Source organism: Breoghania corrubedonensis, assembly GCF_003053845.1.
GTDB lineage: Bacteria > Pseudomonadota > Alphaproteobacteria > Rhizobiales > Stappiaceae > Breoghania > Breoghania corrubedonensis.
This window is the reverse complement of record NZ_QAYG01000008.1, coordinates 47,331-72,977: the sequence shown is the minus strand read 5'-3', so window position 1 is coordinate 72,977 and position 25,647 is coordinate 47,331. Positions and strand designations below refer to the sequence as shown.

The following is a 25,647-nucleotide window of genomic DNA, read 5'->3' as shown; positions in this document are numbered from 1 at the left end:
CTCCTGCGCCGTAAATCCCGTCCGCTGCCGCCCTGCGACCGGCGGACGGGTCCCCTTCAAGCAAGAACAGAACGAACGCTATGGGCCTTTTAGTTGCGCAGCTCCTCACCGGGCTTGCAAACGCGGCGGCGCTTTTCCTGGTGGCCTCCGGTCTCTCCCTGATCTTCGGCGTCACACGCATCGTGAACTTCGCCCATGGCTCGCTCTACATGCTGGGCGCCTATGTCGGCATCACACTGATGGGCGTGCTTCCCGGCGCAGTCGGCTTCTGGGGCGCCATCGTGCTCGCCGGCGTCGCCGTCGGGCTGATCGGTGTCGTCATCGAGATCTGCGTGTTGCGACCCGTCTATCGCGCGCCAGAGCTGTTTCAGCTCGTCGCCACGTTTGGCGTCATCCTCGTCATTCAGGATCTGACCCTGATGATCTGGGGCGGCGAGGACATGCTGGGCCCCCGCGCCCCCGGGCTGAAATCCGTGGTCCGCATTCTCGGTGAACCCGTCCCGCAATACGATCTGGCCCTGATCGCCATCACGCCCTTCATCCTCCTGGGCCTATGGTGGCTCATCACCAAGACGCGCGTCGGCATTCTCGTGCGCGCCGCGACCCAGGACCGCGAGATGGTCGGCGCACTGGGCGTCAACCAGTCCTGGCTCTTCACAGGCGTCTTCTTCCTCGGTTCCGCGCTCGCGGGCCTTGGCGGCGCCATCCAGTTGCCCAAGGGCGGGGCCGACCTCCTGATGGACTTCTCGATCATCGCCGAGGTCTTCGTCGTTGTCGTCGTTGGCGGCATGGGCTCCATTCCCGGCGCCTTCATCGCCGCGGTGCTGATCTCCGTCCTCAACGTCTTCGGTGTCGCCTACGTCCCCCAGAGCACGCTCGTGCTGATGTACGTGGTGATGGCGATCGTGCTGATGATCCGTCCCTGGGGCCTGCTCGGCCGCGAGGAGAAGGCCGGTGAACACGGCCAGATCGGCGAACCGCAACGCCCCATCCGTCCCGCCGGATGGATCGGGCGCAGCCTTGTGCTGGCCCTCATTGCATTCATGGCGCTAATCCCGGTCTTCGGCTCCACCTTCACTCAGGTGCTGATTATCGACATCCTGATCTTCTGCCTGTTCGCCACATCGTTGCAGTTCATCCTGTCGACCGGCGGCCTTGTCAGTTTCGGTCACGCGGTCTTTTTCGGCGGCGGTGCCTATGTGGCTGCGCTGCTGGTGACCTATTTCAACACTCCGATGGAGTTGGCCTTCGCGCTCGCGCCGCTCGGCGCCGGCGTGCTCGCCATCGGCATCGGCTGGTTCTGCATTCGCCTGTCCGGCGTCTATTTCGCCATGCTGACCATGGCCTTCAGCCAGCTCGTCTGGTCGCTCGTCTTCCAGTGGGGAGAGGTGACCGGCGGCGATGACGGGCTGGTCAGCATCTGGCCCTCGAAATGGCTGTCGGGCACTACCGCCTACTACTATTTCACCCTCGCCATGGGCATCGGTGGCATCCTCGTGTTGCGCCACATCATGCATTCGCCCTTCGGCTACGCGCTGAGGGCCACCCGCGACAGCGCCCGCCAGGCGGAGGCGACAGGCATCAACGTCAAGCAGATCCAGTGGATGGCCTTCACCCTTGCCGGTGCCTTCGCAGGGCTCGCCGGCGGTCTTTTCGTCTTCTCCAAAGGCTCGATCTTCCCCGATGAACTCAGCATCTCGACCAGCTTCGATGCGCTGATCGTCGTCTTCCTTGGTGGCGTCAAGACGCTCGCAGGCGGCGTTGTCGGCGCGGCGTTCATGGAAAGCGCGAAGGACTGGCTGACCCGTCTGGAATACTGGCGCCTCATCCTTGGCCTCGTGATCATCGCGGTGGTGATCGTCGCACCCGACGGCATCGTCGGATCGCTGCGAAAGCTCGGTGAACGCATCGGAATCGTGCGTGAAGAGGAGAGCATGCGATGACGCCGGTCCTCAGGGTTGAGAATCTGACCCGCTATTTCGGCGGTTTGCGCGCGGTTCACGAGGTGAGCTTCGACGTCGCCCCCGGCGAACTGAAGGCGCTGATCGGGCCGAATGGAGCAGGCAAATCCACCTGCTTCAACATGCTGATGGGGCAGATCACGCCATCCGCCGGCAAGGTGGAACTGAACGGCGAGCCGATCACCGGGCTGCCGCCGCGCGAAATCTGGCGGCGCGGCGTCGGCCGTACCTTCCAGATCACCGGCACCTACCAGTCCATGACGGTGGCGGAGAACGTTCAGATGGCGCTGATTTCCCATCACCGCCGTCTTTTCTCCATGCTGCCCTACGCCTACAGGCTCTACCGCGAGGAAGCGATGGCCCTGCTCGACGTCGTCGGGATGGCGCAACAGGCGGACCGCGCCTGTGCGATCCTCGCCTATGGCGATCTGAAACGTCTGGAACTGGCCATCGCGCTCGCCCACAAACCGACGCTGCTGCTGATGGACGAACCGACCGCAGGCATGGCACCGCGCGAGCGCATCGCACTGATGCAGCTGACCGCCGACATCGTGAAGGAACGGGGCATTTCGGTACTCTTCACCGAGCACGACATGGATGTGGTCTTCGCCCATGCCCATCACATCATGGTGTTGAACCGGGGAGAGCTGATCGCCGACGGCACGGCGGCCGAGGTGCGATCCAATCCGCATGTCCAGGAAGTCTATCTCGGCGGCGGCACTCTCTACGCGGCGGAGGAGACCTCTCATGCCTGAACCCATGCTCACCCTCGAAGGTGTCCACAGCTTCTACGGCAAGGCCCATATCCTCAACGGCCTGGGTTTCTCGGTCGATCGCGGCGAAGTCGTCGCACTTCTGGGCCGCAACGGCGCCGGCAAGACAACGACCATGAAATCGATCATGCAGCTCGTGCGCCCGCGTCGTGGTCAGGTGTGCTTCCACGGTTCGCAGATCACCGGAATGCCGCCGCACAAGGTGGCCCGGCTTGGCCTTGGGTACGTGCCAGAGGAACGGCGGATCTTTACAGACCTGACGATCCTGGAAAATCTGGAAGTCGGCCGGCAGGCGCGACGCGCGGATACGCCCTACTGGACGGAGGCCGACATGTTCGAGCTGTTCCCGAACCTGTGGGAGCGCCGCAACGCACAGGGAAAGGCGATGTCGGGCGGCGAACAGCAGATGCTTACCATCGCGCGAACCCTGATGGGCAACCCGAGCCTGCTGCTGCTCGACGAACCATCGGAGGGCATCGCGCCGATCATTGTGGAGCAGATGGCCGAGACGATCCTGAAGTTCAAGGCGGAAGGTTTGACCGTCATCATTTCCGAGCAGAACCTCCACTTCGCCCGGATCGTTGCCGATCGCGCTGTCATTATCGAAGGCGGCGAGAAGAAGTTCGACGGATCTTTTGCGGAGCTTGAGAATCATCCCGAGATCCGCGATGCATACCTGTCGGTCTAGAGCATGTTCCGACCGGATCGAATCGATCCGGTCGACAAGAAATCGCTCCAGGCTGGCGATCGTTTGAGACCACCGACAAGCGAGGTCATCGCGCGAGGGCAATCCGCCACCAGCGCGAACAGACCCGCGGAGGGACTGTGTCCGATCACGCAGAAAAAGAGCCCGAGACGCCGCCGGCGGCGGATCCGCGCGCGCATGGTTACGTGCTCGACGAGCAGATCGGATACCTCCTGCGCAAGGCCTACCAGCGCAACGCCGTGCTTTTCGGAGAAAAGGTCCAATGCGGCCTTACGCCGACGCAGTTCGCCGTGATGGCGCGGCTCACCGAACTGGGCTCGGTTTCGCAAAACCAGCTCGGCCGCACCGTCGGGCTGGATGTCGCCACCACCAAGGGTGTCGTTGACCGACTTCACGCACGCGGCCTGATAGAGACCGCCCGCGACCCCAACGACCGGCGCCGTCAGATGATTTCCCTGAGCGAGGCCGGCTGGCACCTTTTCGAGGAGAATGCACTCATTGGCATCGAGGTCTCGAACGAGACACTGGCGCCCCTCACCCAATCCGAGCGACGTTCGCTTCTGAAGATCCTGAAGAAGATTCAGTAAGGCACGGCACCCGTTTTCGGACCGGGTTGCCGATCTTTCGAGACACCGTCTTCCCGCGGCGCCTCAAGACGAGGGTACCGGACGGCTGATCTTGCGGAGAACATCAACACATACAACGTCATCCTGAGGAGCCGTCGCAAGACGGCGTCTCGAAGTATGGTCGCACGACAAACGACACACAGGCCTCCATCCCGGACGATGCCCGGGACGAACTGGAAAAGCCTGCTCAGGCCTCCCCCGCCTCGAACTCCACCAGCAGATCCTTGGCGTCGATCTGATCCCCCGGCGCGATGTGGACGGCGGCGACCACAGCCTCGCTCTGGGCGTGGATACCGGTTTCCATCTTCATCGCCTCGATGGTCAGCATCAGATCGCCGGCGCTTACCTTGACGCCCGGCTTCACGGCAAGCGAGGCGACGACGCCCGGCATCGGTGCGCCGACGTGGTTCGGATTGCCCTCTTCCGCCTTGGGCCGCGCCTTGACCTTGCCGCCGCCATGCAGACGATCGGCCACGCGGACGACGCGCGGCTGGCCGTTCAGTTCGAAGAAGACCTTTGCGCTGCCGTTTTCATCCGTCTCGCCGATGGCCTGACAGCGGATCTCCAGCGTCTTGCCGGGATCGATCTCGACGCTGATCTCCTCGCCCGGCTCCATGCCGTAGAAAAAGGTGGCCGTCGGCAGCGTCCGGACGGGACCGTAATCCTCGAACCGTTTGCGGTAGTCGGCAAAGACCTTTGGATACATCAGGTAGGCGTTGAGATCCTCGTCGTCGATCTCCACGCCGCCCGAGGCTTCCGAGGCCTCCTTACGCTTTGCCTCGAAATCGACCGGCGGCAGATATTTGCCGGGACGCCCCTCTAGCGGCGCCTCTCCCTTCAGAATCTTGTTCTGTAGTGCCTCCGGAAAGCCTCCGGAAGGCCGGCCGAGATTGCCGCGCATCATGTCGACAACGCTGTCGGGGAAGGAGATCTCGCGGGTCGGATCTTCCACATCCGCGCGCGTGAGGCCCTGACTGACCATCATCAGCGCCATGTCGCCCACCACCTTGGAAGACGGCGTGACCTTGACGATGTCGCCGAACATCTTGTTGACATCGGCATAGGTCTTGGCGACGTCGTGCCAACGCTCCTCAAGCCCGAGCGAACGCGCCTGCGCCTTCAGGTTCGTGAACTGTCCACCCGGCATCTCGTGCAGATAGACCTCGGATGCGGGCGCTTGGAGACCACTCTCGAAGGCCGCGTAGTGACCGCGCACTGCTTCCCAGTAGTTGGAGGTCTCGCGGATGGCGTCGATATCGAGCCCGGTATCACGCTCGCTGCGGGCGAGAGCTTCGACGACGGTGCCAAGCGTCGCCTGCGAGGTGTTGCCCGACAGCGAATCCATCGCGCAGTCGACCGCATCGACACCCGCCTCCGACGCAGCCAGGATCGTGGCCGAGGCGATGCCGGCCGTATCGTGCGTGTGCAGGTGGATCGGCAACCCGATCTCTTCCTTGAGGACGGAGACGAGCTTGCGGGCGACGGCAGGCTTCAAAAGCCCGGCCATGTCCTTCAGCCCCAGGACATGAACGCCCGCGTCGCGCAGCTCGCGCGCCATGTCGAGGTAGTACTTGAGGTCGTACTTCGCCCGGTCCGGATTGCCGATATCGCCGGTGTAGCAGATCGTGCCTTCGCAGATCCGGTTCGTCTCGATCACCGCGTCGATGGCGACGCGCATGTTCTCCACCCAGTTGAGGCTGTCGAACACGCGGAAGAGATCGACACCGGACGTCGCGGCCTGATGGACGAAGCCGCGCACCACGTTGTCGGGATAGTTGGTGTAGCCGACGCCGTTCGATCCGCGCAGCAGCATCTGGGTCAGAAGGTTCGGCATGGCGGCCCGCAGATCGCGCAGGCGCTGCCAGGGACATTCCTGCAGAAAGCGATAGGCGACGTCGAAGGTCGCCCCGCCCCAGCACTCCACCGAAAAGAGTTCCGGCAGGTTCGCGGCATAGACGGGCGCCACATTGACCATGTCGATCGAGCGCATGCGGGTCGCAAGCAGCGACTGATGCCCGTCACGCATGGCCGTGTCGGTGATCAGCAGCCGTGTCTGCGCACACATCCAGTCGGCGACGCCCTGCGGACCCTTTTCCTCCAGGATTTGCCGTGTGCCGGCTGGCGGCATGTCGCACCGTGTCTCCGGCGCCACCGGCACCCTGACATCTGCCGCGGGCTTCGGGCGGCCTGCCGTTTCCGGATGACCGTTCACCGTGATGTCGGCGACGTAGGTCAGGATCTTCGTCGCACGGTCGCGCCGACCCTGGAAGTCGAACAGTTCCGGCGTCTCGTCGATGAACTTCGTATGGTACTGGCCGTTCAGGAAGGTCGGGTGGCGCAACAGGTTGATGACGAAATCGATGTTCGTCGAGACGCCGCGAATGCGGAATTCGCGCAAGGCCCGGTCCATGCGGGCTATCGCCGCCTCCGGCGTCGGCGCCCAGGCCGTGACCTTTTCCAGAAGGGAATCGTAGTAGCGGGTGATCACCGCACCCGAATAGGCCGTGCCGCCGTCAAGCCGGATGCCCATGCCCGTAGCCCCGCGATAGGCGGTGATGCGGCCGTAGTCGGGAATGAAATTGTTGGTCGGGTCCTCGGTCGTGATCCGGCACTGGATGGCATTGCCCGAAAGCTCAACCCCCGCCTGGCTGGCAATTCCGGTCGCCTCGGAGAGCGTCTTTCCTTCCGAAATCAGGATCTGGGCGCGCACGATGTCGATGCCCGTGACCTCCTCGGTCACCGTGTGCTCCACCTGGATGCGCGGGTTTACTTCGATGAAGTAGAAGGCCTGTGTCTCCATATCCATCAGGAACTCGACGGTTCCCGCGCATTCGTAGCCCACATGCTCTGCGATGGTCTTGCCGAGCCGGCAGACTTCGTCCCGCTGGGCCTGGGTGAGATACGGTGCAGGCGCACGTTCGACGACCTTCTGGTTGCGCCGTTGGACCGAACAGTCACGCTCCCACAAGTGATAGATGTTACCGTGGGTATCGCCAAGGATCTGCACTTCCACATGACGGGCCCGGGTGATCATCTTTTCCAGATAACCCTCGCCGTTGCCGAAGGCGGCCTCCGCCTCGCGACGCCCTTCGCGGATCTTCTCCTCAAGCTCGTCCGGTCCCGCGATCGGCCGCATGCCGCGACCGCCGCCGCCCCACGAGGCCTTGAGCATCAGCGGATAGCCGATCTCGGACGCCACCTTGCGGGCGGCATCCATATCGTCGTCCAGCACCTCGGAAGCCGGGATCACAGGCACCCCGGCCTCGATCGCGATGCGGCGCGCGCTCGCCTTGTCGCCGAGCTTGCGCATCGTGTCCGCCGACGGTCCGATGAAGGCGATGCCGGCTTCGCGACAGGCGTCGACCAGGGCTGGGTTCTCCGACAGGAGGCCATATCCCGGGTGGATGGCGTCCGCTCCCGCGTGTTTCGCGACGCGGATGATTTCCTTGATCGACAGATAGGCGGCAACCGGCCCGAGCCCTTCGCCGATCCGGTAGGCTTCATCCGCCTTGAAGCGGTGAAGCGAGAGCTTGTCCTCTTCCGCGTAGACCGCGACGGTGCGCTTTCCCAATTCGTTGGCCGCGCGCATCACGCGGATCGCGATCTCGCCGCGATTGGCGATCAGAATCTTGCTGAATTCGGACATCTTGCCTTCACTTGAAATTGGACCCGGCCGCAACCGATCGAATGAAAATGAAAACCCGGTCGTCGTGCCCCCTCCGGCAACTCCACATCGCGCCCGGGCGGACCGGTCGCACCGGAAACCCGAGCAAATTTCATGCCTCCCGGTCAAGGGGATGGCAGGGCGAGGTCGGGAGCCTCGCTCGTTCTGGCACAAGCCGGCCTGCGCCACACCCGTCGATTGGTGTGACTTTCATCATTCAACCGGCATGGTCACTTTATGCGCATATAGCAAAGCGGGCATTTAGACCAGCCGATGAAGCGGGCAATCGGGATCGGATCGGCAAGGATTGGCAGCAGCGCGCTTCAACGCACCGCTGAAAGAATTGCCCGCGCCCGGATGCGTACCGGCTCATCCACCATCGCGCCGTCGACGGCGACAGCCCCTTCGCCGGCCGCAAGCACTCTCTCGGCCCAGACGATTTCCGCTTTCCCCGGCGCGAAAGCGCGTTTCACCGCCTCGATCTGCCTTGGGTGGATGCAGAGCTTTCCGCTCATGCCGAGATTGCGGGCATGAGCGGCATCGGCCTCTGTCAGTGAGGCATCATCGAGGGCCGTCGTAACCCCGTCGATAGGAGCCGCGATCCGCGCCAAGCGCGAGGCCAGAACCAGTTCCGAGCGCGCGGGAAGCAGCACCTCGCGCAGGTGGTCGCAGCCCAGATCCGCGCAATAGTCGACAGACCCGAACGCAAGCCGTACGACACCGCCAATCGCCGCGATCGCGCGCGCGGAGGCAAGCCCCTGCGCCGTTTCGACCAACGCAACAAGCGGCACGGACCCGCCGAGCGCATCCACGACGCTGCGAACCTCGCCCGCATCCTCCGACTTCGGCAAGACAACGGCGGACACCGGAAGCGCGCGGACTGCGGCGATATCGGCCGCATGCCACGGCGTTCCATGCGCGTTGACCCGCACGAGCACCGGAAGGTCGGTGAAGTCGCAGGCAAGCTGAGCGCGCGCGGCCTCCTTCTCGCCCGGACCGACGGCATCCTCCAGATCGAGGATCACCGCATCCGCACCCGACGCGGCCGCCTTGGCGAAGCGATCGGCACGAGAGGCAGGCACAAAGAGCGGAGCGCGGATAGCGGCGATCGCCTCCGCATCGCGTTTCGCTTTGTCGGTCATCGTCAGTTCTCCTCGGGGCCAAGACCCGGCACGGCACCATAATCGCGCGCCTCATCGGCGAAGATCGGCGAAGGAGCGGGAAAGCTCACGGGCCCGTTCGGGCTGTCGACCGTGATCCGGCGCAAGTGCGGATGGGAGGAAAGCCCCGCCATGTCGTTGACCCGGGCGAGGGCCACATCCGCCTGCAACAATGCCTCGATAGCATCTTCGCAATCCCGCCTCGCAAACGCTTCGGCAACGATGGCATCGGTTTCGGACCGGTTTTCGACACGTGCGACGTTGGTCGCGAACCGGGGATCCGTTCCCAGGCCAACATCCCCGATGAAGACCTCGGCAAGCTTGCGCCATTCGCGATCGCTCTGGATGGAAATGAGGATCGGCTGCCCGTCGCGCGTCTCGAAGACGCCATAGGGCGAGATCGAGGGATGGGCGAGGCCGATGCGCCTGGGCGGATTGCCGCCCTCGTGGTTGAGCAGCGGCACGGTCAGCCATTCCGCGATCACGTCGAACATGGAGACGGAGATGTTCGCGCCCGTGCCGGTCACCGACCGCCGGATCAGCGCTTCCAGAATGGCCGCATGCGCCGTGGCGCCGGTGGCGATATCGACGATGGAGAGCCCGACCCGCGACGGGCCTTCCGCCGTGCCGGTGATCGAGCAGAGCCCGGATTCGGCCTGAATCAGAAGGTCATAGGCCTTGCGGTCGGCCAGCGGCCCGCCTTCACCGTAGCCGGAAATCGAACACACGATGAGCCGCGGGTTGTCCCTGACGAGATCATCCGGATCGAAACCGAGCCGGGCGAGCGCCCCACGCTTCAGGTTCTGCACGACCACATCGGCACCGCCGAGCAGTTCCTTCAGCCGCGCCTTGCCCTTCGGCGAGGCGAGGTTGAGCGTCAGCGATTCCTTGCCGCGATTGAGCCAGACGAAATAGCTCGACTGCCCCGCCGCCACATCGTCGTAGCCGCGTGCGAAATCGCCTTCCGGCCGCTCGATCTTGATGACATGCGCGCCCGCATCGGCGAGCCGCGCGGTGCAGAACGGCGCCGCCACCGCCTGTTCAATGGCGACGACCGTCAGTCCTTCCAGAGGCAACACCATCAGAACGACCGCGGCAGGCCGAGAATGTGCTCGGCGACATGGGACAGGATGAGATTGGTGGAGATCGGCGCCACCTGATAAAGCCGGGTCTCGCGGAACTTGCGCTCCACGTCGTACTCGGCGGCGAAGCCGAAGCCGCCGTGGAACTGCAGGCAGGCGTTGGCAGCTTCCCAGGAGGCCTTGGCCGCGAGATATTTCGCCATGTTGGCCTGCGCGCCGCAGGGCTCGCCCGCATCATAGAGCCGGCAGGCCTCGTAGCGCATCAGGCTCGCAGCCTCGATCTCGATGAAGCCTTCCGCAATCGGGAACTGGACGCCCTGGTTCTGGCCGATCGGCCGGCCGAAGACATTGCGCTCCTTCACATAGGCGGTCACCCGGTCGGTGAACCAGTAGCCGTCGCCGATACATTCGGCCGCGATCAGCGCCCGCTCGGCGTTGAGCCCGGTCAAAATGTACTTGAAGCCCATCCCCTCCTCGCCGATCAGGTTTTCCACCGGGATTTCCAGATCGTCGAAGAACAGTTCATTGGTCTCGTGATTGACCATGTTACGGATCGGCTTGACCGTCATTCCGCTTTTGACGGCCTGCTTGATGTCGACCAGGAAGATCGAAAGCCCCTCGGACTTCTTCTTCACCTCGGCAAGCGGCGTGGTGCGGGCGAGCAGGATCATCAGGTCGGAGTGCTGGACGCGGCTGATCCACACCTTCTGGCCGTTGATCACATAGCGGTCGCCCTTGCGCACGGCGGTCGTCTTGATCTTGGTGGTGTCGGTCCCGGTCGTGGGCTCGGTCACGCCCATGGACTGAAGACGCAATTCGCCCGCCGCAATCTTCGGAAGGTAGAAGTCGCGCTGCTCCTTCGAGCCGTGCCGGACCAGCGTGTTCATGTTGTACATCTGGCCATGGCAGGCACCGGAATTGCCACCCGCCCGGTTGATCTCCTCCATGATCACCGAAGCCTCGGTGAGCCCCAGTCCCGAGCCGCCATATTCCTCCGGGATCAGCGCCGCCATCCACCCGGCCTTCGTCAAGGCATCGACGAATTCCTCCGGGTAGGCGCGCTCCTCGTCCACCCTGCGGTGATATTCGTCCGGAAACTCGGCGCAAAGCGCGCGCACCGCATCGCGGATATCCTGGTACTTGTCCGAAGAATGAAGCAATTGTCTCTCCTGCCCGGCCTGATCGTCACGGCGGTACCGGCGCCTCGGGGGTGCCAGCCTTTGGCCAATCAGTAAGCGGCGAGTTCGGCACTTTCCAAATACGGAAATGCGATTTGGCCCATAGCGATATGATATGACCGACGAAATGAGCCATAGGCACAAGGCTTCGCCGATGCCGAACCAGAGCCCTCAGAGATACGTCCGCTCCGCGATCGGTGTTCGCTCTATGTGATCGAGCAGCATCTTCAGCAGAGCCGCCTCTGCACGGTTCATCTTGACGCTCGGGTTCCACACCACATGGACATCGATGGCCGGGAGATTCTCGTAAGGCGGCAGGCGCCAGAGCAAACCGTCCTTGAGATCGCGCCCCACCACGTGAACGGGCAGCGGACCGACGCCAAGTCCGGCGATGATCATCCGCCGGACCTCCTCCAGGTTCGCCGAAGTGCCAACGACACGGTCGAGCAGATCGACGTCGGCGCGCATCAGCGTCACCGGCCGCAACGCATCCTCCAGCCGATCGGTTACGAAACTGACTGCCGACTGACCGGCGAGATCGGCCTTTGTCAGCCCCGAACGCCCGAAAAGCGGGTGGGTGGGGCCGCAGAAGAAGCCGAAGAACTCGCGAAAGAGCCTTGAATATTCGAGCTTCGCGTTGCGATTGCGCACCAGACACACGGCAAGCGAGGCACGGCGCGCCATCACGGCGTCGAGCGCGTCCTTGCTGGCGGAAATGTTGATCGACAGGGTCGCCGCCGGATGCATTTCGTGAAAGCGGCACAGCGTTTCGTCCAGAAGCGGACAGACGACATGGCTCGCCATCGCGATCTCGACATGGCCGCGCACCTCGTCGGCCACCTCGCGCATCAAGGTGCCGAGCCGCAGGATGGCGCCCTGAATCTCGACGGCTTCCTTCAACAGCAGTTCGCCCGCTTCCGTCAGCTCGAAATGCCCCGGCTTGCGATTGATGAGCTTCTTGCCGAGCCGGTCCTCCAGCCGCTTCAAGGCACTGGAGACCGTCGGCTGCTTCAGGCTCAATCGCTCCGCCGCATCGCTGACGCTGTGGGAGCGGGAGAGCACAACGAAAGTTCTCAGAAGGTTCCAGTCAAGTTCCCTTACCAGACGCTCGGCGCCGAGTGGATGTGCATCCCCAATCATTGATTTCATCAATAGTTAGAATTTCGATTATCTATTTGATCAATGAAATGCTCGAGCTCACTCTGTGTCAAGGTATTTCCACGTAAGGCAAAAGCATGAGCGTCGAGGCGCGCGAAAAGCGGCAACCCTGGATCCTGCTGTCACCGGCACTTGTCGCGGTAACGCTGCTGTTGTTCGTGCCGCTTGCCTTCATCGTCGTCTATTCGTTCTGGCTGCGGACAGCCACCGGCGCCGATCAGACGGGTTTCTTCCTCGATAACTGGAACGAGGCGCTCTCCGACCCCTTCTATCGCGACATTCTCATCTCCACCCTGCGCATCGCGGCCATCACCACCCTCGTCTGCGCCGTGATGGGCTATCCGGCGGCCTATTTCATCGCCCGCTCCAAGGGGAACAAGGCGCTGCTGCTGCTCATGCTGATGCTTCCGTTCTGGATCAGCTACATCATCCGCACGATGTCGTGGATCAACATCCTCGGCGTCTCCGGCGCGGTGAACTGGGCGCTGATCGAGATCGGTCTCATCAACGAACCGTTGCAGATGCTTTACAACGAGACGACCGTCATTCTGGGCCTCGTGCATTTCCTGCTGCCCTTCATGATCCTCAACGTGTACGTGGCGCTGGAAAGCATCGATATCTCGCTTGAAGATGCCGCCTGTTCCCTCGGCTCCACCCGCTGGCAGAGCTTTCTGGAAGTGACCCTGCCGCTGTCATTGCCAGGGCTCGCGGCCGGAGGGCTGCTCTGCTTCGTGCTGAGTGCCGGGACCTACATCACACCGCTGGTGCTGGGCGGACCGACGGACGCCATGTTCGCCAATCTCGTCTTCGAGGCGATCATTACCCAGCTCAACTGGCCCCTCGGCTCCGCCCTCTCGCTCATGCTGTTGGCCGTTCTTGGCACGCTGGTGCTGACCTACAACCACTTCCTCGGCATGGGCCAACTGATGAAAGGCTTGGGCTGATGGGTTGGCAAGTCATTCGCGGCTGGGCGCTCGCCGTCTATCTTTTCATGTTCCTGCCGGTGGCGGTCGTGGTGCTGTTGAGCTTCAACGCCAGCCAGTTCGGTTCCTTCCCCATGACCGGCCTGTCGTTTCGCTGGTTTGTCGAGCTCGCCCACAACGACGCCATCCTCAGGGCCTTCCGTACTTCCATCGTGCTCGGCCTGCTGACGGCGGTCGTCTCCACCACGCTGGGCGTTCTGGCGAGCCTGGCGCTGGTGCGCTACTGGGTGCCCGGCCGCAACCTCATCTCGACACTGCTGATCGCCCCGATCCTGGTGCCGGAAGTGGTACTGGCCGTCGCGCTGCTGCTGTTCCTGAACGCCCTGTCGATCAACAAGAGCTTCCTGCTCCTGCTGATGGGGCATGTGATCTTCACCCTGCCCTTTGTGATCCTCGTCGTGCAGGCCCGCCTCGTCGGCATCCGGCGCGACTATGAGGAAGCCTCGCTGAGCCTGGGGGCAAGCCCGATCCAGACCTTTCTTCAGGTGACGCTGCCACTGCTGGCACCCGCCGTCTTCGCCGGCATGCTCTTCGCCTTCACCATTTCCTTCGACGACATCACCGGCACGCTGTTCTGGAAACCCGGCGGCGTGGAGACCGTGCCCACCCAGATCTTCGCCATGCTGCGCAATTCGATCTCGCCGGAGATCAACGCACTCGGCACCGTCATGATTTTCCTGACCGTCGGGCTGCCCCTCGTGGGGCTGGCCATCGCCCGGCGTCTCGCCATGCAACGCGGCAGCTAGAACCGCGTGCACCCGAATACAAAAAAGACGCCACCATCCAGACACGAGAAAGACAAGGGAACGACAATGGACAACACGAAACGCTATGAGCGCTTGAGGGAGCGTTATCTGAACGGCGATCTGGACCGACGCAAGTTCTTAGGCTTGATCGGCGCAGCGGGCCTTGCCTACGGCGTCCAGACGCCCTTCGCCCGCCACGCCTTCGCGGCCACGGAACAGGTCCGCTTCGACGGCTGGGGCGGCGTCGTTTCCGAAGCCTTCCGCAAGTACGCCTTTGGTCCCTACACCGAAAAGACCGGCATCAAGGTCGTCGACGGTACCTTCGGCGGCTCAGACGAATACATTTCGCGAGTAAAGGCCAGTCAGCCCGGCGAATACAACATCGCGCATCTCTCCGGTGTCTTCGACTATGCCCGCTATGCGGGCCTGGGCCTCGCCTCGGAACTCAACGAGGACAATATCCCGAACCTGAAGTTCGTCATCCCCAAGCTGGTCGACGTCTTTCGCAAGGTGACCGACGGCAAGCTCTCCTGCGTGCCCTACGACTACGGCACGACCGGACTTGCCTACAACCGCAAGCACATCTCCGACGAGGAGATGAAGGAAAAGGGCGCCAAGATCCTCATCGATGCCGCCTACAAGGGCAAGATCGGCGGCTGGAGCGACTGGCGCACGCGTATCTGGTACGCCTCGCTGCAGACCGGCCAGGACCCGAACGGCGCGAAGAATATGGACGCCATCTGGGATGCGATCCGCACCCACCGCGATCTTGCGCTGAAATACTGGACGTCGGGCGCGGAGCTGATGAGCCTTCTGGCGGAAGAGGAAATCTACGTCACCGAGGGCTGGTCCGGCCGGATCTACGCGTTGCAGGAACAGGGCCACGACATCGGCTACATGGATCCGCCCAACGGTTTCGGCTGGCAGGAATGCCTGTTCGTGATCAAGGGCTCGCCGATGGAGGCCTGCGAGGAGCTGCTGAACTTCATGCTGGCGCCGGAAACCTCCATCGCGGTGGCGGAAGGCCAGAACTACCCGCCGGCACTCGACCCGACCAAGATCGATCTCGGCAAGAAGATCCCGACCCTGCCGGCCTTCGATCCCAAGGGCACACTCGACGGGCTCACCTTCGCCGATCCGACCTACTGGAATGGCCACGAGCAGGAGTGGTCGAAAAAGTTCGGCCGGATCCAGAAGGGCTACTGAGCCGACCTGCGCGGGAGGGCCGCACGCCCCTCCCGCGCACGATGTTGCTGGAGTACGGGCGGCGATTGGGGCCCATCCTTCGAGACACCGTCTGCGACGGCTTCTCAGGATGACGTCATCGTGAGGAGCGCTCGTCAGAGTGCGTCTCGAAGGATCGGCGACGGGTTCCGCCTTCTTACCGGCAAAATCCTCCTCCGACTGACGCCTCGCCCCCTCCGGAGAGGCCGATTGTCCATTTCTGTTCCTCATGGCGGAGAACGCATGTGAGCGCCGTAACCCTGACCAATATCGTCAAGCGCTTCGGTTCGGTGACGGCCGTGCACCGGATGTCGATGGAAATCGCCAATGGCGGCTTCACGACATTGCTGGGCCCATCGGGCTGCGGCAAGACCACGACGTTGCGCATGATCGCCGGGCTGATCGATCCCAGTGAAGGCGACATCACCATCAAGGGGCGGCGGGTCAACGACATCCCGATCCACAAACGCAATCTCGGCCTCGTCTTCCAGAACTACGCCCTCTTCCCGCACAAGACCGTGGCGGAAAACGTCGCCTTCGGCCTCAAATACCGCAACGTCTCGAAGGCGGACGCGCAAGAGAAGGTGCGTCGGGCGCTGGATCTCGTGCAGCTTCCGCAGGTCGGCGAGCGCTACCCGAAAGCCCTGTCGGGTGGCCAGCAACAGCGTATCGCGCTGGCGCGCGCCATCGTCATCGAGCCAGACGTGCTGCTTCTCGACGAGCCGCTTTCCGCGCTCGATGCGAACCTGCGCGAAGACATGCGCATTGAGCTGAAGCGCATCCAGCACCGCATCGGCGTCACCACGGTCTTCGTCACCCACGACCAGTCCGAGGCGCTCGCCATGTCGGACAAGCTCGTCGTCATGTCGAACGGTGTCGTGGAGCAGATCGGCGAACCGGAGGAAGTTTACACCACACCGGCAAGCGAGTTCGTCGCACGTTTTCTCGGCACATCGAACATTCTCGATGCCCGTTGCACCGACCTTGACACCTCGAGCGTCGTACTCGACGTGCCCGGAATCGGTCGGATCGAGGTGCCGCGAGCCCGCGCGCCCCACATTTCCGGCAAGGGAGCAGCCAAGCTCGTGCTGCGCGCCGAAAAGCTGACCGTCGCCCCCGCGGACGCGCCGGGCGACGACGCCATTGCCCTGCCCGGCACGGTGGAAGCCGTCGACTATCAGGGGCAGGCCGCCCGCTATTTCCTGCGCCTTGGCGAGATTCCGCTTCAGGCCATCAACATGATCGACCAAAGCCCCTTCGCGGAGGGGCAGGCCGTCAGCCTTCGTCTCCGTCCGCGCGATTGCGCGGCTCTTCCGAGTACCGAGTGACATGACAACGCCCCCAAAATCCCACCTTTTCTACCAAAGCCGGCTTCGCCGCCCCATGCTCGACCAAGCCCGCGGGGTCTACATGTGGGACCTCGACGGCAAACGCTATCTGGACGGGTCGTCGGGCGCCATGGTCTGCAATATCGGCCATTCCAACGAGCACGTTCTGGAGGCGATGCGCCGACAGATGGAAAAATCAACCTTCGGCTACCGCCTGCACTTCGAGACAGAGCCGGCCGAGAGGCTCGCCGAAAAGACTGCCGCACTGGCACCTGACGGCATGGACAAGGTGTTCTTCGTCTCCGGCGGATCGGAAGCGGTGGAAAGCGCCATCAAGCTCGCCCGCCAGAACGCGATCGCGTTGGGCGAGGCGCAGCGCTGGAAGGTGATCTCGCGTCAGCCGAGCTACCACGGTTCAACTCTGGGCGCTCTGGCGCTGACCGGCTACGCCCCGCTTTCGGCCGCGTTCGACCCGATGATGCGGCCCATGCCGAAGATCCCGGCCCCGCGCGCCTATCTCGATCATCTCGATGCGAGCGACGAGGCAACCGGACATCACTATGCCGACATGCTGGAAGCGCGGATCCGCGACGAAGGGCCGGAGACGGTTCTCGCCTTCATCGTCGAGCCGGTCGGCGGCGCATCCACGGGCGCTCTGGTTCCGCCCGCCGGTTATATGCGACGTATCCGCGAGATCTGCACGAAATACGGCGTGTTGCTGATCCACGACGAAGTGATGTCGGGCGGCGGGCGCACGGGGAAGTTCTTCGCTGCCGAGCATTGGGACGTTGCGCCCGACATTCTGGCGATCTCCAAGGGCTTCGCCGCCGGCTACGTGCCGCTGGGTGCCATGGTCGCGAAAAACGAGATCGTGGAAAACGTGCTCGACACGGGTGGCTTCCTGCACGGCTACACATACGCCGGCAATCCTCTGGCCTGCGCGGCCGGTGTCGCGGTTCTCGATGAAATCGAACGGGAGAACCTGATGGAAAACGCGACGACGGTCGGCGCCGAACTGAAGGCCGGCCTCAATGCCCTGATGGAGCGCTATGAGATCATCGGCGACGTGCGCGGCTTGGGACTGTTTCTGGCGTTCGAACTCGTCTGCGACCGGGACACGTTGGAACCGTTGCCCCGCGAACTCAATGCATACAACGCACTCGTCGACATCGCCTACGACAAGGGCCTGATCATCTATTCCCGTCGCACGCGCGGCGGCTATGATGGCGATCATTTCCTCGTCTGCCCGCCGATGATCTCGACCAGCGCCCACGTAGGCGAGATCCTGGACACGCTCGATGCTTCGCTTCGCGAATTCCAGGAGACGACCGTCAACCGCCGTCTGAAGGCCGGGTAACAGGATACATCCATGACCGACCAGATCATCATCACCTGCGCAGTGACGGGTTCGATCCACACCCCCACCATGTCGCCACATCTGCCAGTCACCGGCCCGGAAATTGCGGCCGAGGCGCTGGCAGCCGCCGAAGCCGGAGCCGCGATCCTGCATCTGCACGCCCGCGATCCCCTCGACGGACGCCCTTCCGCCAAGCTGGAACACTTCATGGGCTTCCTGCCGGTGATCAAGCAGGCATCCGACGCTGTCGTGAACATCACCACGGGCGGCAGCGCCACGATGACGCTTGACGACCGGCTTGCCGCGCCGCTGGCGGCGGAGCCGGAAATGTGTTCGCTCAACATGGGCTCGATGAATTTCGCGCTCTATCCGATGGCCTCCCGCTATTCCGACTGGAAATACGACTGGGAGAAGCCTTTTCTGGAAGGCTCCGACGACCTCGTATTCAAGAACACCCCGCGCGACATCGCTCATGTGCTGACTCGGCTCGGCCACGAACGCGGAGCGCGGTTCGAATTCGAGTGCTATGACGTTAGCCACCTCACCATGCTGCGCCATTTCGCCGATCGCGGCCTGGTGAAACCGCCTTTCTTCATCCAGTTCGTCTTCGGCGTGCTCGGCGGCATCGCTGCGGATCCGGAAAACCTCCTGCACATGAAGCGCATGGCCGACAAACTCTTTGGCGACGACTACATGTTCTCCGTCCTGGCCGCCGGTCGCCAACAGATCCCGTTCGCCACCATGGCGGCCGCCATGGGCGGGCATGTGCGCGTCGGGCTGGAGGACAGCCTTTTCATCGCCAAAGGCGAACTCGCCCGCTCCAATGCCGATCAGGTCCGCAAGATACGCGAGATCGTGGAACGGCTGGGGCGAACGGTGGCGGCGCCCGCCGATGCCCGCGCACGGCTCTGCCTCAAGGGCGCTGACAGGACCGCGTTTTGACCATGAGCGGCATCGTCATTCGAAAGGTCGAACGCGAAGACGTCGAAAAACTGCATTGGGCCCTCACGCAGCTCTCAAAAGATATCGATGACGATCACGCCGCCGACGCCGATGACCTCTTGCGACACGGCTTCGGCGAGAAACCCGCGTTCTTCGCCCTGCTGGCCGAAGAGCGGATCGACGGCGCGGTCGTTGGCGCGCTCATGGCTTCACCATTGTTTTCAACGACCAATGCTGGGGCAGGGCTCTATGTCTCCGACCTCTGGGTCGCGGCATCCAAACGGGGCACAGGACTTGGCAAACGCTTGCTGGCCGCTGCACTCGAAACCGGAACCGCGGACTGGACGGTCCGGTTTCTGGAACTCGCCGTCTACCGGGACAACTCCAAGGCCCGCGCCTTCTACGACCGGCTGGGCTTTTCGCAATTTACGGACGAGATTTTTCTGACCCTCAAGGGGCCGGCTCTCGACAACTTGAGGAAAACGCCATGAAGGCCATCTTCGACGATCGCCAATGGAAGCACGATCCCAAACACTTCATGGCGAACGGCACGCTCTATCCCAATCCTGAACAGCCGCAACGCATCGAAGTTCTGCAATCGGGGGCCGAAAAGGCCGGCTGCGCGTTTCAGACGCCGAACGATCACGGTCTGGGCCCCATCGCGGCCCTTCATACACCGGAATACCTCGCCTTCCTCGAAACGATCCATACCCGTTGGAGCCGGATCGAAGGAGCCTCAGACGAGGTGATCCCGAACATCCATCCCGACCGGCGCACGGCAAGCTACCCGCGCTCCGCCGTCGGGCAGGCAGGTTTTCACCAGGCAGATACCTCCTGCCCGATTGCCGAGCACACCTTTGAGTCCGCCTACTGGTCCGCTCAAAGCGCGATCGAGGGGGCCGATCTGCTGCATGCGGGCGATCGAGCGCTTTACGTCCTGAGCCGTCCGCCCGGACATCATGCCTTCGCCGATCTCGCTGGCGGCTTCTGCTTCTTCAACAACACAGGCATAGCGGCCGAACGCCTGCGCATGGCGGGCCATCGCCCCGCCATTCTCGATATCGACCTCCACCACGGCAACGGCACACAAGGCATATTCTACGAGCGCTCCGACGTGCTGACTGTTTCCCTTCACGCCGATCCGATCCGCTTTTACCCCTTTTTCTGGGGTCATGCGCATGAACGTGGCGAAGGGGCGGGACGCGGCTACAACGTGAACCTGCCGCTCCCCCGCGGCACCGGCGACGACGGCTATCTGAAGGCGCTTGAGACGGCGTTCGCCCATATCAGGGCCTTCGGTGCGGACGTCATCGTTGTCGCACTCGGCCTCGACGCCTTCGAGAAGGATCCACTCAAGGGACTTGCGGTCACAACACCCGGCTTCGCCCGTATCGGCAAGGCAATCGCCAGACAAAGCCTGCCGACGCTGTTCGTCCAGGAAGGCGGCTATCTTTCGCAGGAACTGGGCCTTAACCTCACGAGCTTCCTGAACGGATACCAGAGCGCATGAACGAGACTGCGGATATTCTGATCATAGGCGGTGGCATCGCGGGCGCCGGGGCCGCCGCGCGGCTTTCCCCCGATGCCCGGATCATCGTTCTGGAAATGGAGGACGCCCTCGGCCGCCACGCCACCGGCCGCTCCGCCGCGATCTACATCCGCAACTATGGCAATGCCACGTTGCGCGCCCTCAACGTCGCGTCCGAGCCCGTCTTGAAGGAACCGGACGGCATCGCGGAGGAAACGCTGCTCAGCCCGCGCGGCGAAATGCTGATCGCGAGCGAGGAGGAACTCGATGCCTTCAACGCCTATCTGAAGGGCGCAGACGGCATGGAACGGCTTGATGCGGATGGTGCGGTCGCGCTCTTTCCGCTCCTCAAGCGCGAGAGGATCGCGGCAGCGGCGATCGAGCGCGACGCGCAGGATATCGATGTTGACCGCCTGCTTCAGGGATTTGCCCGCCTTGCCCGAAGGAACGGAGCCCGTTTCATCACCGATGCGCCGGCGGAACGTCTCGCGCGGAGGGGCGGCGTCTGGCGTGTGGAAACCCCGCAAGGCACGTTCGAGGCGCCCATCGTCGTCAATGCGGCGGGCGCATGGGCGGACGTTATAGCGGACAGAGCGGGCGCGCGTCGGATCGGCCTCGTCCCCATGCGTCGTTCCGCGGCGATCCTTCCCGCCCCCGCCGGTATAGACGTTAGTGGCTGGCCGCTCGTCGCCAGCGCCTCGGAGGGCTGGTACGCCAAGCCCGACGCCGGCAAGCTGATGGTCTCGCCCGCCGACGAAGACCCGGTCGAACCTCATGACGCCTGGCCCGACGACATGGTCCTGGCCGAAGGTCTCCACCGTTTCGAACAGGCGGTCACGATGCCTGTGACGCGTGTGGAGCGGAGCTGGGCGGGGCTGCGCAGCTTCGTATCCGACCGCACGCCGGCCGTCGGGTTCGCCCCGGATGCGGATGGTTTCTTCTGGCTTGCCGGCCAGGGCGGTTACGGCGTTCAGACGGCGCCGGCCCTTTCCCGGCTCGCAGCAGACCTGTGCCTGAAACGCCCGTCGAAACTACCTCCCGACATCGTCAAGGCCCTTGATCCCGCGCGCCTTTTCTAAGGCCCGCCGACCTACCACGACAGGAAACACAATGACGGACATCAAGAGACTGGAAATCGGCCCGCGCATGAGCCAGGCGGTCGTTCATGGCGGGGTCGTCTGGCTCTCGGGCCAGGTCGGCGCACCGGGCGAGAGCGTCACCGCCCAGACCCAGACCATTGTGAAGCGTATCGACGCGTTGCTCGCCGAGGCCGGCAGCGACAAGTCGCGGCTGCTGCAGGCCACCATATGGCTCGCCTCGATGGATGACTTTGCCGAGATGAACGCCGTGTGGGACGCGTGGGTCGACCCTGCCAATCCGCCCGCACGCGCCTGTGGTGAATCGCGCCTTGCAACCCCCGACTACAAGGTCGAGATCATCGTGACCGCCGCCCGGTAAGCCAATTGGCACGCGCAAGAAGTGGTACGGGCGATGCGGCAGGATACATACGCCGCATCGCCCGCACCATGTCTCCCGGCGCGATACCGGAACGTTTCAGACCCGCTCAGCATATGTCGGGGCAAAGGAGGTGATCGGCGCGGGGAACCGAATGCTGTCTGAAACCAGCCGGTAGGTATCGAGCGCGATCATCCGCTCTTCGTCAGTCGGCACCACCAACGTCGCCACGCGCATATCGGCCGCGCTGATGTTGGGGTGGCCATTCCGCACCATGGAATTGAGGCGCTCGTCGATCCGCACGCCAAGGACGCCAAGCCCGGCGCAAACCCGCGAGCGGATTTCCTTGCTGTTTTCGCCAATGCCGGCGGTGAAGACCAGGGCATCCAGCCCGTCCATCGCGGCGGCATAGGCGCCAACGGTTTTCTTGATCTGATAGACGAAGATGTCGACGGCCAGCGCGCAGCGATCATCACCGGCTTCCGCCCGCTCCATCACTTCGCGCATGTCGTTGCTGACGCCGGAAACTCCCAGAAGCCCGCTCTTTTCATAGCACAGCGCCTCGACCTCCTCCACCGACATGCCCCTCTCCTTGACGAGATGGAAGATGATCGCGGGATCGAAGTCGCCCGAGCGCGTTCCCATCGGAATACCGCAGAACGTGCCGAAGCCGATGCTGGTGTCGACAGAACGGCCGGCTTTGACCGCATCGAGCGTCACCCCGTTGCCGAGGTGACAGATCACCATGGAAAGATCCTCGAGAGGCCGGTTGAGAATGTCGGCAGCCGCCTGGCTGACATAGCGACAAGAGGTGCCATGGAAGCCATACCGGCGAATTCCCCATTGGGAATAGAGTTCGTAGGGCAGCGCATAGACATGCGCCTCGCGCGGTACGCTTTGATGGAACGCGGTATCGAAAACGACCACGTTGGGCACGCCCGGGAAACGCCGCAGACACTCCTCGATACCAGCGATATTGCACGGGTTGTGAAGCGGCGCGAACCGCGCGCAGGCATGAAGCTGTTCCATCACCGTTTCATCGACGAGCGTCGATTCCACGAAGATATCACCCCCATGAACCGCGCGATGACCGATGGCAGTGATTGCCTGCGGCCCTTCAATGACCGCTAGTTCCGAATGCAACAGATTGTCGACCATGACGTCGAACCCGACCTTGTGGTCGGGGATGGCGCGGCGCATGACAAGGCGTTCCTGGCCGACAAAATGCTCTGCATAAGAACCGTTTTCGCCAATCCGAGCAATCAGACCCTTGGCGACAACTTCGGTCAGATCGGGATTATAGAGCTGATATTTCAAGCTCGAGCTGCCGCAGTTGATGATCAGGATCATGGTTTTCTACTCTTTCCTAGGCTTGCAAACGCAAGCGCTTTTCGCGGCGGCCCAAGGGCAGCGGCCGTGACGACAAGACCGGGCGACGCGAGGTGGATGAGGGAGAGGAGGCCTCGCGTCGCCCGTCGCATGCGGGGCGGCCCCCGCATGCGGGATCAGACCGGAACGGGCAGGAAGGCCCAGAAACCGACCGACGTCAGGAAGTTGAAGACAAGTGTCATCGTCGCGATCGTGCAGGCCGGCGGGTCGATATGGGTATCGCCGCGATCGAGGAAGACACGGGCGTAAAACTCGCCGACGAAGGCGCAAATCAACCCTGCGATACCGGCCAGGATGATGCTTCCCGATGCCACACCGACAATGGCCGCCGGCAACGCGATGTGATGCGTCACGGGTGTCAGCACGCCGACGGTGAGGAACAGCAGGCTTGCCGCTGTGATGCCGAAGGCCAGCAAGGCGCCGGGCGTTCCGTAAGTCACGCCAAGCCAGCCACCGAAAAGGCCGACACCGACACCGATGACGATGAGCTGGCCGACACTGCTTTGAAACGCCAGCCACTTGGTGGCGTCGGTTGGATGGAAGAAACGCTCACCTTCCGGGGTCTTGCCGCACAGGCCGCAGGTTCCCCACGCAAACCGGGCGATGAAGGCAGAAATGACCACACCCATGCCCGGATAGTCTGTCCAGGCGAGGCCGGGACCGAAGTCGGGCACCATCGCGAGAAGCCAGACGATCACGTAGCCGATGATGCCGAAAATACCGCCGACGAGGAGAACGTCGGGGCTGTTCAGGCCCATCCCGGCGGTCACGATGTTGCGACCGCTGTCGAGCTTGCCCTTGGCAGCCGCATAAGCGGCGGCGGCGACACCGGAGGCGAAACCACCCACATGGGGCCCGAATACGCCAAACGGAATGCCGAAGAAGTCTGTTGCCGCGGGTGCAACGGCGAGCTGAATAGCCACGCCGAGCATCGTCAGTATGCCGACGAATGCGAAGGCGGGAAGAGCCCCGATCGCCGCGCCGAAAATGCCGCCGCCGAAGGCGACGAGTAGACCGATTGCACTCATTTTTTCCCCCGTGCAATGTCACCGTCACGACACCGGATGAGAGACAAAGCCAGCAGGTTGCTCGCTGTTACGTCGGCTCGTTCCGAATACATGTCGATTGCTCGGTTTTTATTAGGCTTTCACCCGTTTGCTCGAAGCCGCGCACAAACGTCTACGCTCCCGGCGATGAACATCTCCCAGGCTGAAGTCATGCGCCTTGCGATACACGAATATCGAAAGTGACTCGCTCTCGGGGTGCTTCGATAACTGAAATCGTAGGTCTATTTAAATTGAAGGGTCAATGAGATGGACTTGTCCTGAGCTGGTAATTTCTTGCCGCATTACCATTATCGTGGGTCACAGATACCAAACGGAGGGCTTTTCGGCAGGAGCCGGCTCCAATGCGACGACACTCGTTTCGCGCGTTCAATGACTTACGCAGGTGCTGCGATATTTCCGCCCACCTCTCGCAACGTTCTCGGACCGAGAGATGAAGCCTCTGGCACCCCTTGTCGAGCACAAGAAATCACTGGTCGTGACAAGATATTACCCTTGCCTGTAATTTCTTGTCCGCGACAAAACTATACAACCTCCAGAAAAATTCGGCGCAATTCCGCTATATACTAGAAGATTATGAGTACCGACAAATAATTACCCGCCATTGTCAAGGCGCTCTCGTTGACCGGATTGCACCCGGAGGAATAGGTTTTCTGCGAACAAGCGGTAAAACTTGGCGGCTACTTATTATGTCCGGAAGAACGCCCCACAGAGTTCTCATGATCGTCGGAGATTTCTCTGAAGATTATGAAGTAATGGTGCCGTCTCAGGCTCTTGAAATGGCCGGACTTTCCGTAGACGCCGTGTGCCCGGGCAAACGTACCGGCGACACCATCAAGACCGCGATCCATGACTTCGAAGGCGACCAGACCTACAGCGAAAAGCCCGGCCATCTGTTCCGGCTGAACGCCAACTTCGCATTCGTGGAGGCCGACCAGTACGCCGGTCTCTACCTGGCGGGAGGCCGTGCCTGCGAATATCTACGCCTGGACTCCCAAATTCTGGCCTTCGTGCATGCCTTCATGGCGGCAAACCGGCCAGTCGCCGCGATCTGCCACGGAGCGCAGATCCTGGCAGCGGCAGATGTGCTCAAAGGCCGCCGACTGACGGCCTATCCGGCCGTCGCCCCCGAGATCCGTGCGGCTGGCGGCGACTACGTCGCGGTCGAACCGGAACAAACGATCATCGATGGAAACCTCGTGACGGCACCGGCCTGGCCCGGCCATCCGGCGTTGCTGCGCGCCTTTGTGCGGCTCGTCGACCCGCAGATCCTGACCTGAAGAAACCGGCTCCGACGGGCCGCGAGGGCTCGCCGGATCATCA

General features: G+C 62.8%; 22 protein-coding genes. 15 read left to right on the top strand and 7 right to left on the bottom strand.

Annotated features, from left to right (window positions below; genetic code table 11):
- Nucleotides 1-80 precede the first annotated feature (80 nt).
- The 4 genes from C8N35_RS17920 (at nucleotide 81) to C8N35_RS17905 (ending at nucleotide 4,027) form a co-directional block, all read left to right on the top strand.
- Complete coding sequence (locus C8N35_RS17920) at nucleotides 81-1,943, top strand: ABC transporter permease (protein WP_107991101.1); 1,863 nt, start codon at nucleotides 81-83, stop codon at nucleotides 1,941-1,943.
- The gene (locus C8N35_RS17915) at nucleotides 1,940-2,716 is read left to right on the top strand and encodes an ABC transporter ATP-binding protein (protein WP_107991100.1); all 777 of its coding nucleotides are present in this window, start codon (nucleotides 1,940-1,942) and stop codon (nucleotides 2,714-2,716) included. Before C8N35_RS17920 ends, C8N35_RS17915 begins: the two co-directional genes overlap by 4 nt.
- Complete coding sequence (locus tag C8N35_RS17910) at nucleotides 2,709-3,422, top strand: ABC transporter ATP-binding protein (protein WP_245926850.1); 714 nt, start codon at nucleotides 2,709-2,711, stop codon at nucleotides 3,420-3,422. Before C8N35_RS17915 ends, C8N35_RS17910 begins: the two co-directional genes overlap by 8 nt.
- Before the next feature lie 137 nt (nucleotides 3,423-3,559).
- Nucleotides 3,560-4,027 (top strand): MarR family winged helix-turn-helix transcriptional regulator, encoded by a 468-nt coding sequence (locus C8N35_RS17905; RefSeq protein ID WP_107991099.1) that lies wholly within the window; start codon nucleotides 3,560-3,562, stop codon nucleotides 4,025-4,027.
- 226 nt (nucleotides 4,028-4,253) lie between these two features.
- On the opposite strand, the gene C8N35_RS17900 is transcribed toward C8N35_RS17905, so the two are convergent.
- The 5 genes from C8N35_RS17900 to C8N35_RS17880 all read right to left on the bottom strand — a co-directional run bounded on the left by C8N35_RS17900 (nucleotide 4,254) and on the right by C8N35_RS17880 (nucleotide 12,290).
- Nucleotides 4,254-7,712 (bottom strand): pyruvate carboxylase, encoded by a 3,459-nt coding sequence (locus tag C8N35_RS17900; RefSeq protein ID WP_107991098.1) that lies wholly within the window; start codon nucleotides 7,710-7,712, stop codon nucleotides 4,254-4,256.
- Between the two features lie 341 nt (nucleotides 7,713-8,053).
- Nucleotides 8,054-8,872, bottom strand: a complete 819-nt coding sequence (locus C8N35_RS17895) for an HpcH/HpaI aldolase/citrate lyase family protein (RefSeq protein ID WP_107991097.1) — start codon at nucleotides 8,870-8,872, stop codon at nucleotides 8,054-8,056.
- 2 nt (nucleotides 8,873-8,874) lie between these two features.
- Nucleotides 8,875-9,969: a CaiB/BaiF CoA transferase family protein gene (locus C8N35_RS17890; protein WP_210203596.1), complete on the bottom strand. Its 1,095-nt coding sequence runs from the start codon at nucleotides 9,967-9,969 to the stop codon at nucleotides 8,875-8,877.
- A gap of 2 nt (nucleotides 9,970-9,971) precedes the next feature.
- The gene (locus C8N35_RS17885; protein ID WP_107991095.1) at nucleotides 9,972-11,132 is read right to left on the bottom strand and encodes an acyl-CoA dehydrogenase family protein; all 1,161 of its coding nucleotides are present in this window, start codon (nucleotides 11,130-11,132) and stop codon (nucleotides 9,972-9,974) included.
- A 189-nt stretch (nucleotides 11,133-11,321) separates the two neighbouring features.
- Nucleotides 11,322-12,290: a LysR family transcriptional regulator gene (locus C8N35_RS17880; RefSeq protein WP_210203584.1), complete on the bottom strand. Its 969-nt coding sequence runs from the start codon at nucleotides 12,288-12,290 to the stop codon at nucleotides 11,322-11,324.
- Between the two features lie 95 nt (nucleotides 12,291-12,385).
- Here C8N35_RS17880 and C8N35_RS17875 point away from each other — a divergent pair, with 95 nt between their 5' ends.
- From C8N35_RS17875 to C8N35_RS17830, 10 genes are all read left to right on the top strand, one after another.
- Nucleotides 12,386-13,252, top strand: coding sequence for an ABC transporter permease (locus C8N35_RS17875; RefSeq protein ID WP_107991093.1), 867 nt, complete (start codon nucleotides 12,386-12,388; stop codon nucleotides 13,250-13,252).
- Nucleotides 13,252-14,037, top strand: a complete 786-nt coding sequence (locus C8N35_RS17870; RefSeq protein ID WP_107991092.1) for an ABC transporter permease — start codon at nucleotides 13,252-13,254, stop codon at nucleotides 14,035-14,037. The genes C8N35_RS17875 and C8N35_RS17870 overlap by 1 nt, the downstream gene beginning before the upstream one ends.
- Before the next feature lie 66 nt (nucleotides 14,038-14,103).
- The gene (locus tag C8N35_RS17865; protein ID WP_107991091.1) at nucleotides 14,104-15,243 is read left to right on the top strand and encodes an extracellular solute-binding protein; all 1,140 of its coding nucleotides are present in this window, start codon (nucleotides 14,104-14,106) and stop codon (nucleotides 15,241-15,243) included.
- A gap of 263 nt (nucleotides 15,244-15,506) precedes the next feature.
- Complete coding sequence (locus C8N35_RS17860; RefSeq protein WP_107991090.1) at nucleotides 15,507-16,589, top strand: ABC transporter ATP-binding protein; 1,083 nt, start codon at nucleotides 15,507-15,509, stop codon at nucleotides 16,587-16,589.
- Between the two features lies 1 nt (nucleotide 16,590).
- Nucleotides 16,591-17,946 (top strand): aminotransferase family protein, encoded by a 1,356-nt coding sequence (locus C8N35_RS17855; protein ID WP_107991089.1) that lies wholly within the window; start codon nucleotides 16,591-16,593, stop codon nucleotides 17,944-17,946.
- Between the two features lie 12 nt (nucleotides 17,947-17,958).
- Nucleotides 17,959-18,888: a 3,5-dioxohexanoate:acetyl-CoA acetone transferase gene (gene kce / locus C8N35_RS17850; RefSeq protein ID WP_107991088.1), complete on the top strand. Its 930-nt coding sequence runs from the start codon at nucleotides 17,959-17,961 to the stop codon at nucleotides 18,886-18,888.
- Between the two features lie 2 nt (nucleotides 18,889-18,890).
- Nucleotides 18,891-19,379, top strand: coding sequence for a GNAT family N-acetyltransferase (locus C8N35_RS17845; RefSeq protein ID WP_107991087.1), 489 nt, complete (start codon nucleotides 18,891-18,893; stop codon nucleotides 19,377-19,379).
- Nucleotides 19,376-20,398, top strand: coding sequence for a histone deacetylase family protein (locus C8N35_RS17840; protein ID WP_107991086.1), 1,023 nt, complete (start codon nucleotides 19,376-19,378; stop codon nucleotides 20,396-20,398). Before C8N35_RS17845 ends, C8N35_RS17840 begins: the two co-directional genes overlap by 4 nt.
- Nucleotides 20,395-21,495, top strand: coding sequence for an NAD(P)/FAD-dependent oxidoreductase (locus C8N35_RS17835; protein ID WP_107991085.1), 1,101 nt, complete (start codon nucleotides 20,395-20,397; stop codon nucleotides 21,493-21,495). Before C8N35_RS17840 ends, C8N35_RS17835 begins: the two co-directional genes overlap by 4 nt.
- 31 nt (nucleotides 21,496-21,526) lie before the next feature.
- Nucleotides 21,527-21,874: a RidA family protein gene (locus C8N35_RS17830; protein WP_107991084.1), complete on the top strand. Its 348-nt coding sequence runs from the start codon at nucleotides 21,527-21,529 to the stop codon at nucleotides 21,872-21,874.
- Between the two features lie 96 nt (nucleotides 21,875-21,970).
- On the opposite strand, the gene C8N35_RS17825 is transcribed toward C8N35_RS17830, so the two are convergent.
- A complete protein-coding gene (locus C8N35_RS17825; RefSeq protein ID WP_107991083.1) occupies nucleotides 21,971-23,221 on the bottom strand; it encodes an acetate/propionate family kinase in 1,251 nt (416 codons plus the stop codon).
- Nucleotides 23,222-23,376: 155 nt separating this feature from the next.
- A complete protein-coding gene (locus tag C8N35_RS17820; protein WP_107991082.1) occupies nucleotides 23,377-24,288 on the bottom strand; it encodes a DUF7973 family transport facilitator in 912 nt (303 codons plus the stop codon).
- 725 nt (nucleotides 24,289-25,013) lie between these two features.
- Between C8N35_RS17820 and C8N35_RS17815 the strand changes: the two genes are divergently transcribed.
- On the top strand, nucleotides 25,014-25,604 hold the full coding sequence (locus tag C8N35_RS17815) for a DJ-1/PfpI family protein (RefSeq protein ID WP_107991081.1): 591 nt from the start codon (nucleotides 25,014-25,016) through the stop codon (nucleotides 25,602-25,604).
- The last annotated feature ends 43 nt before the right edge of the window (nucleotides 25,605-25,647 follow it).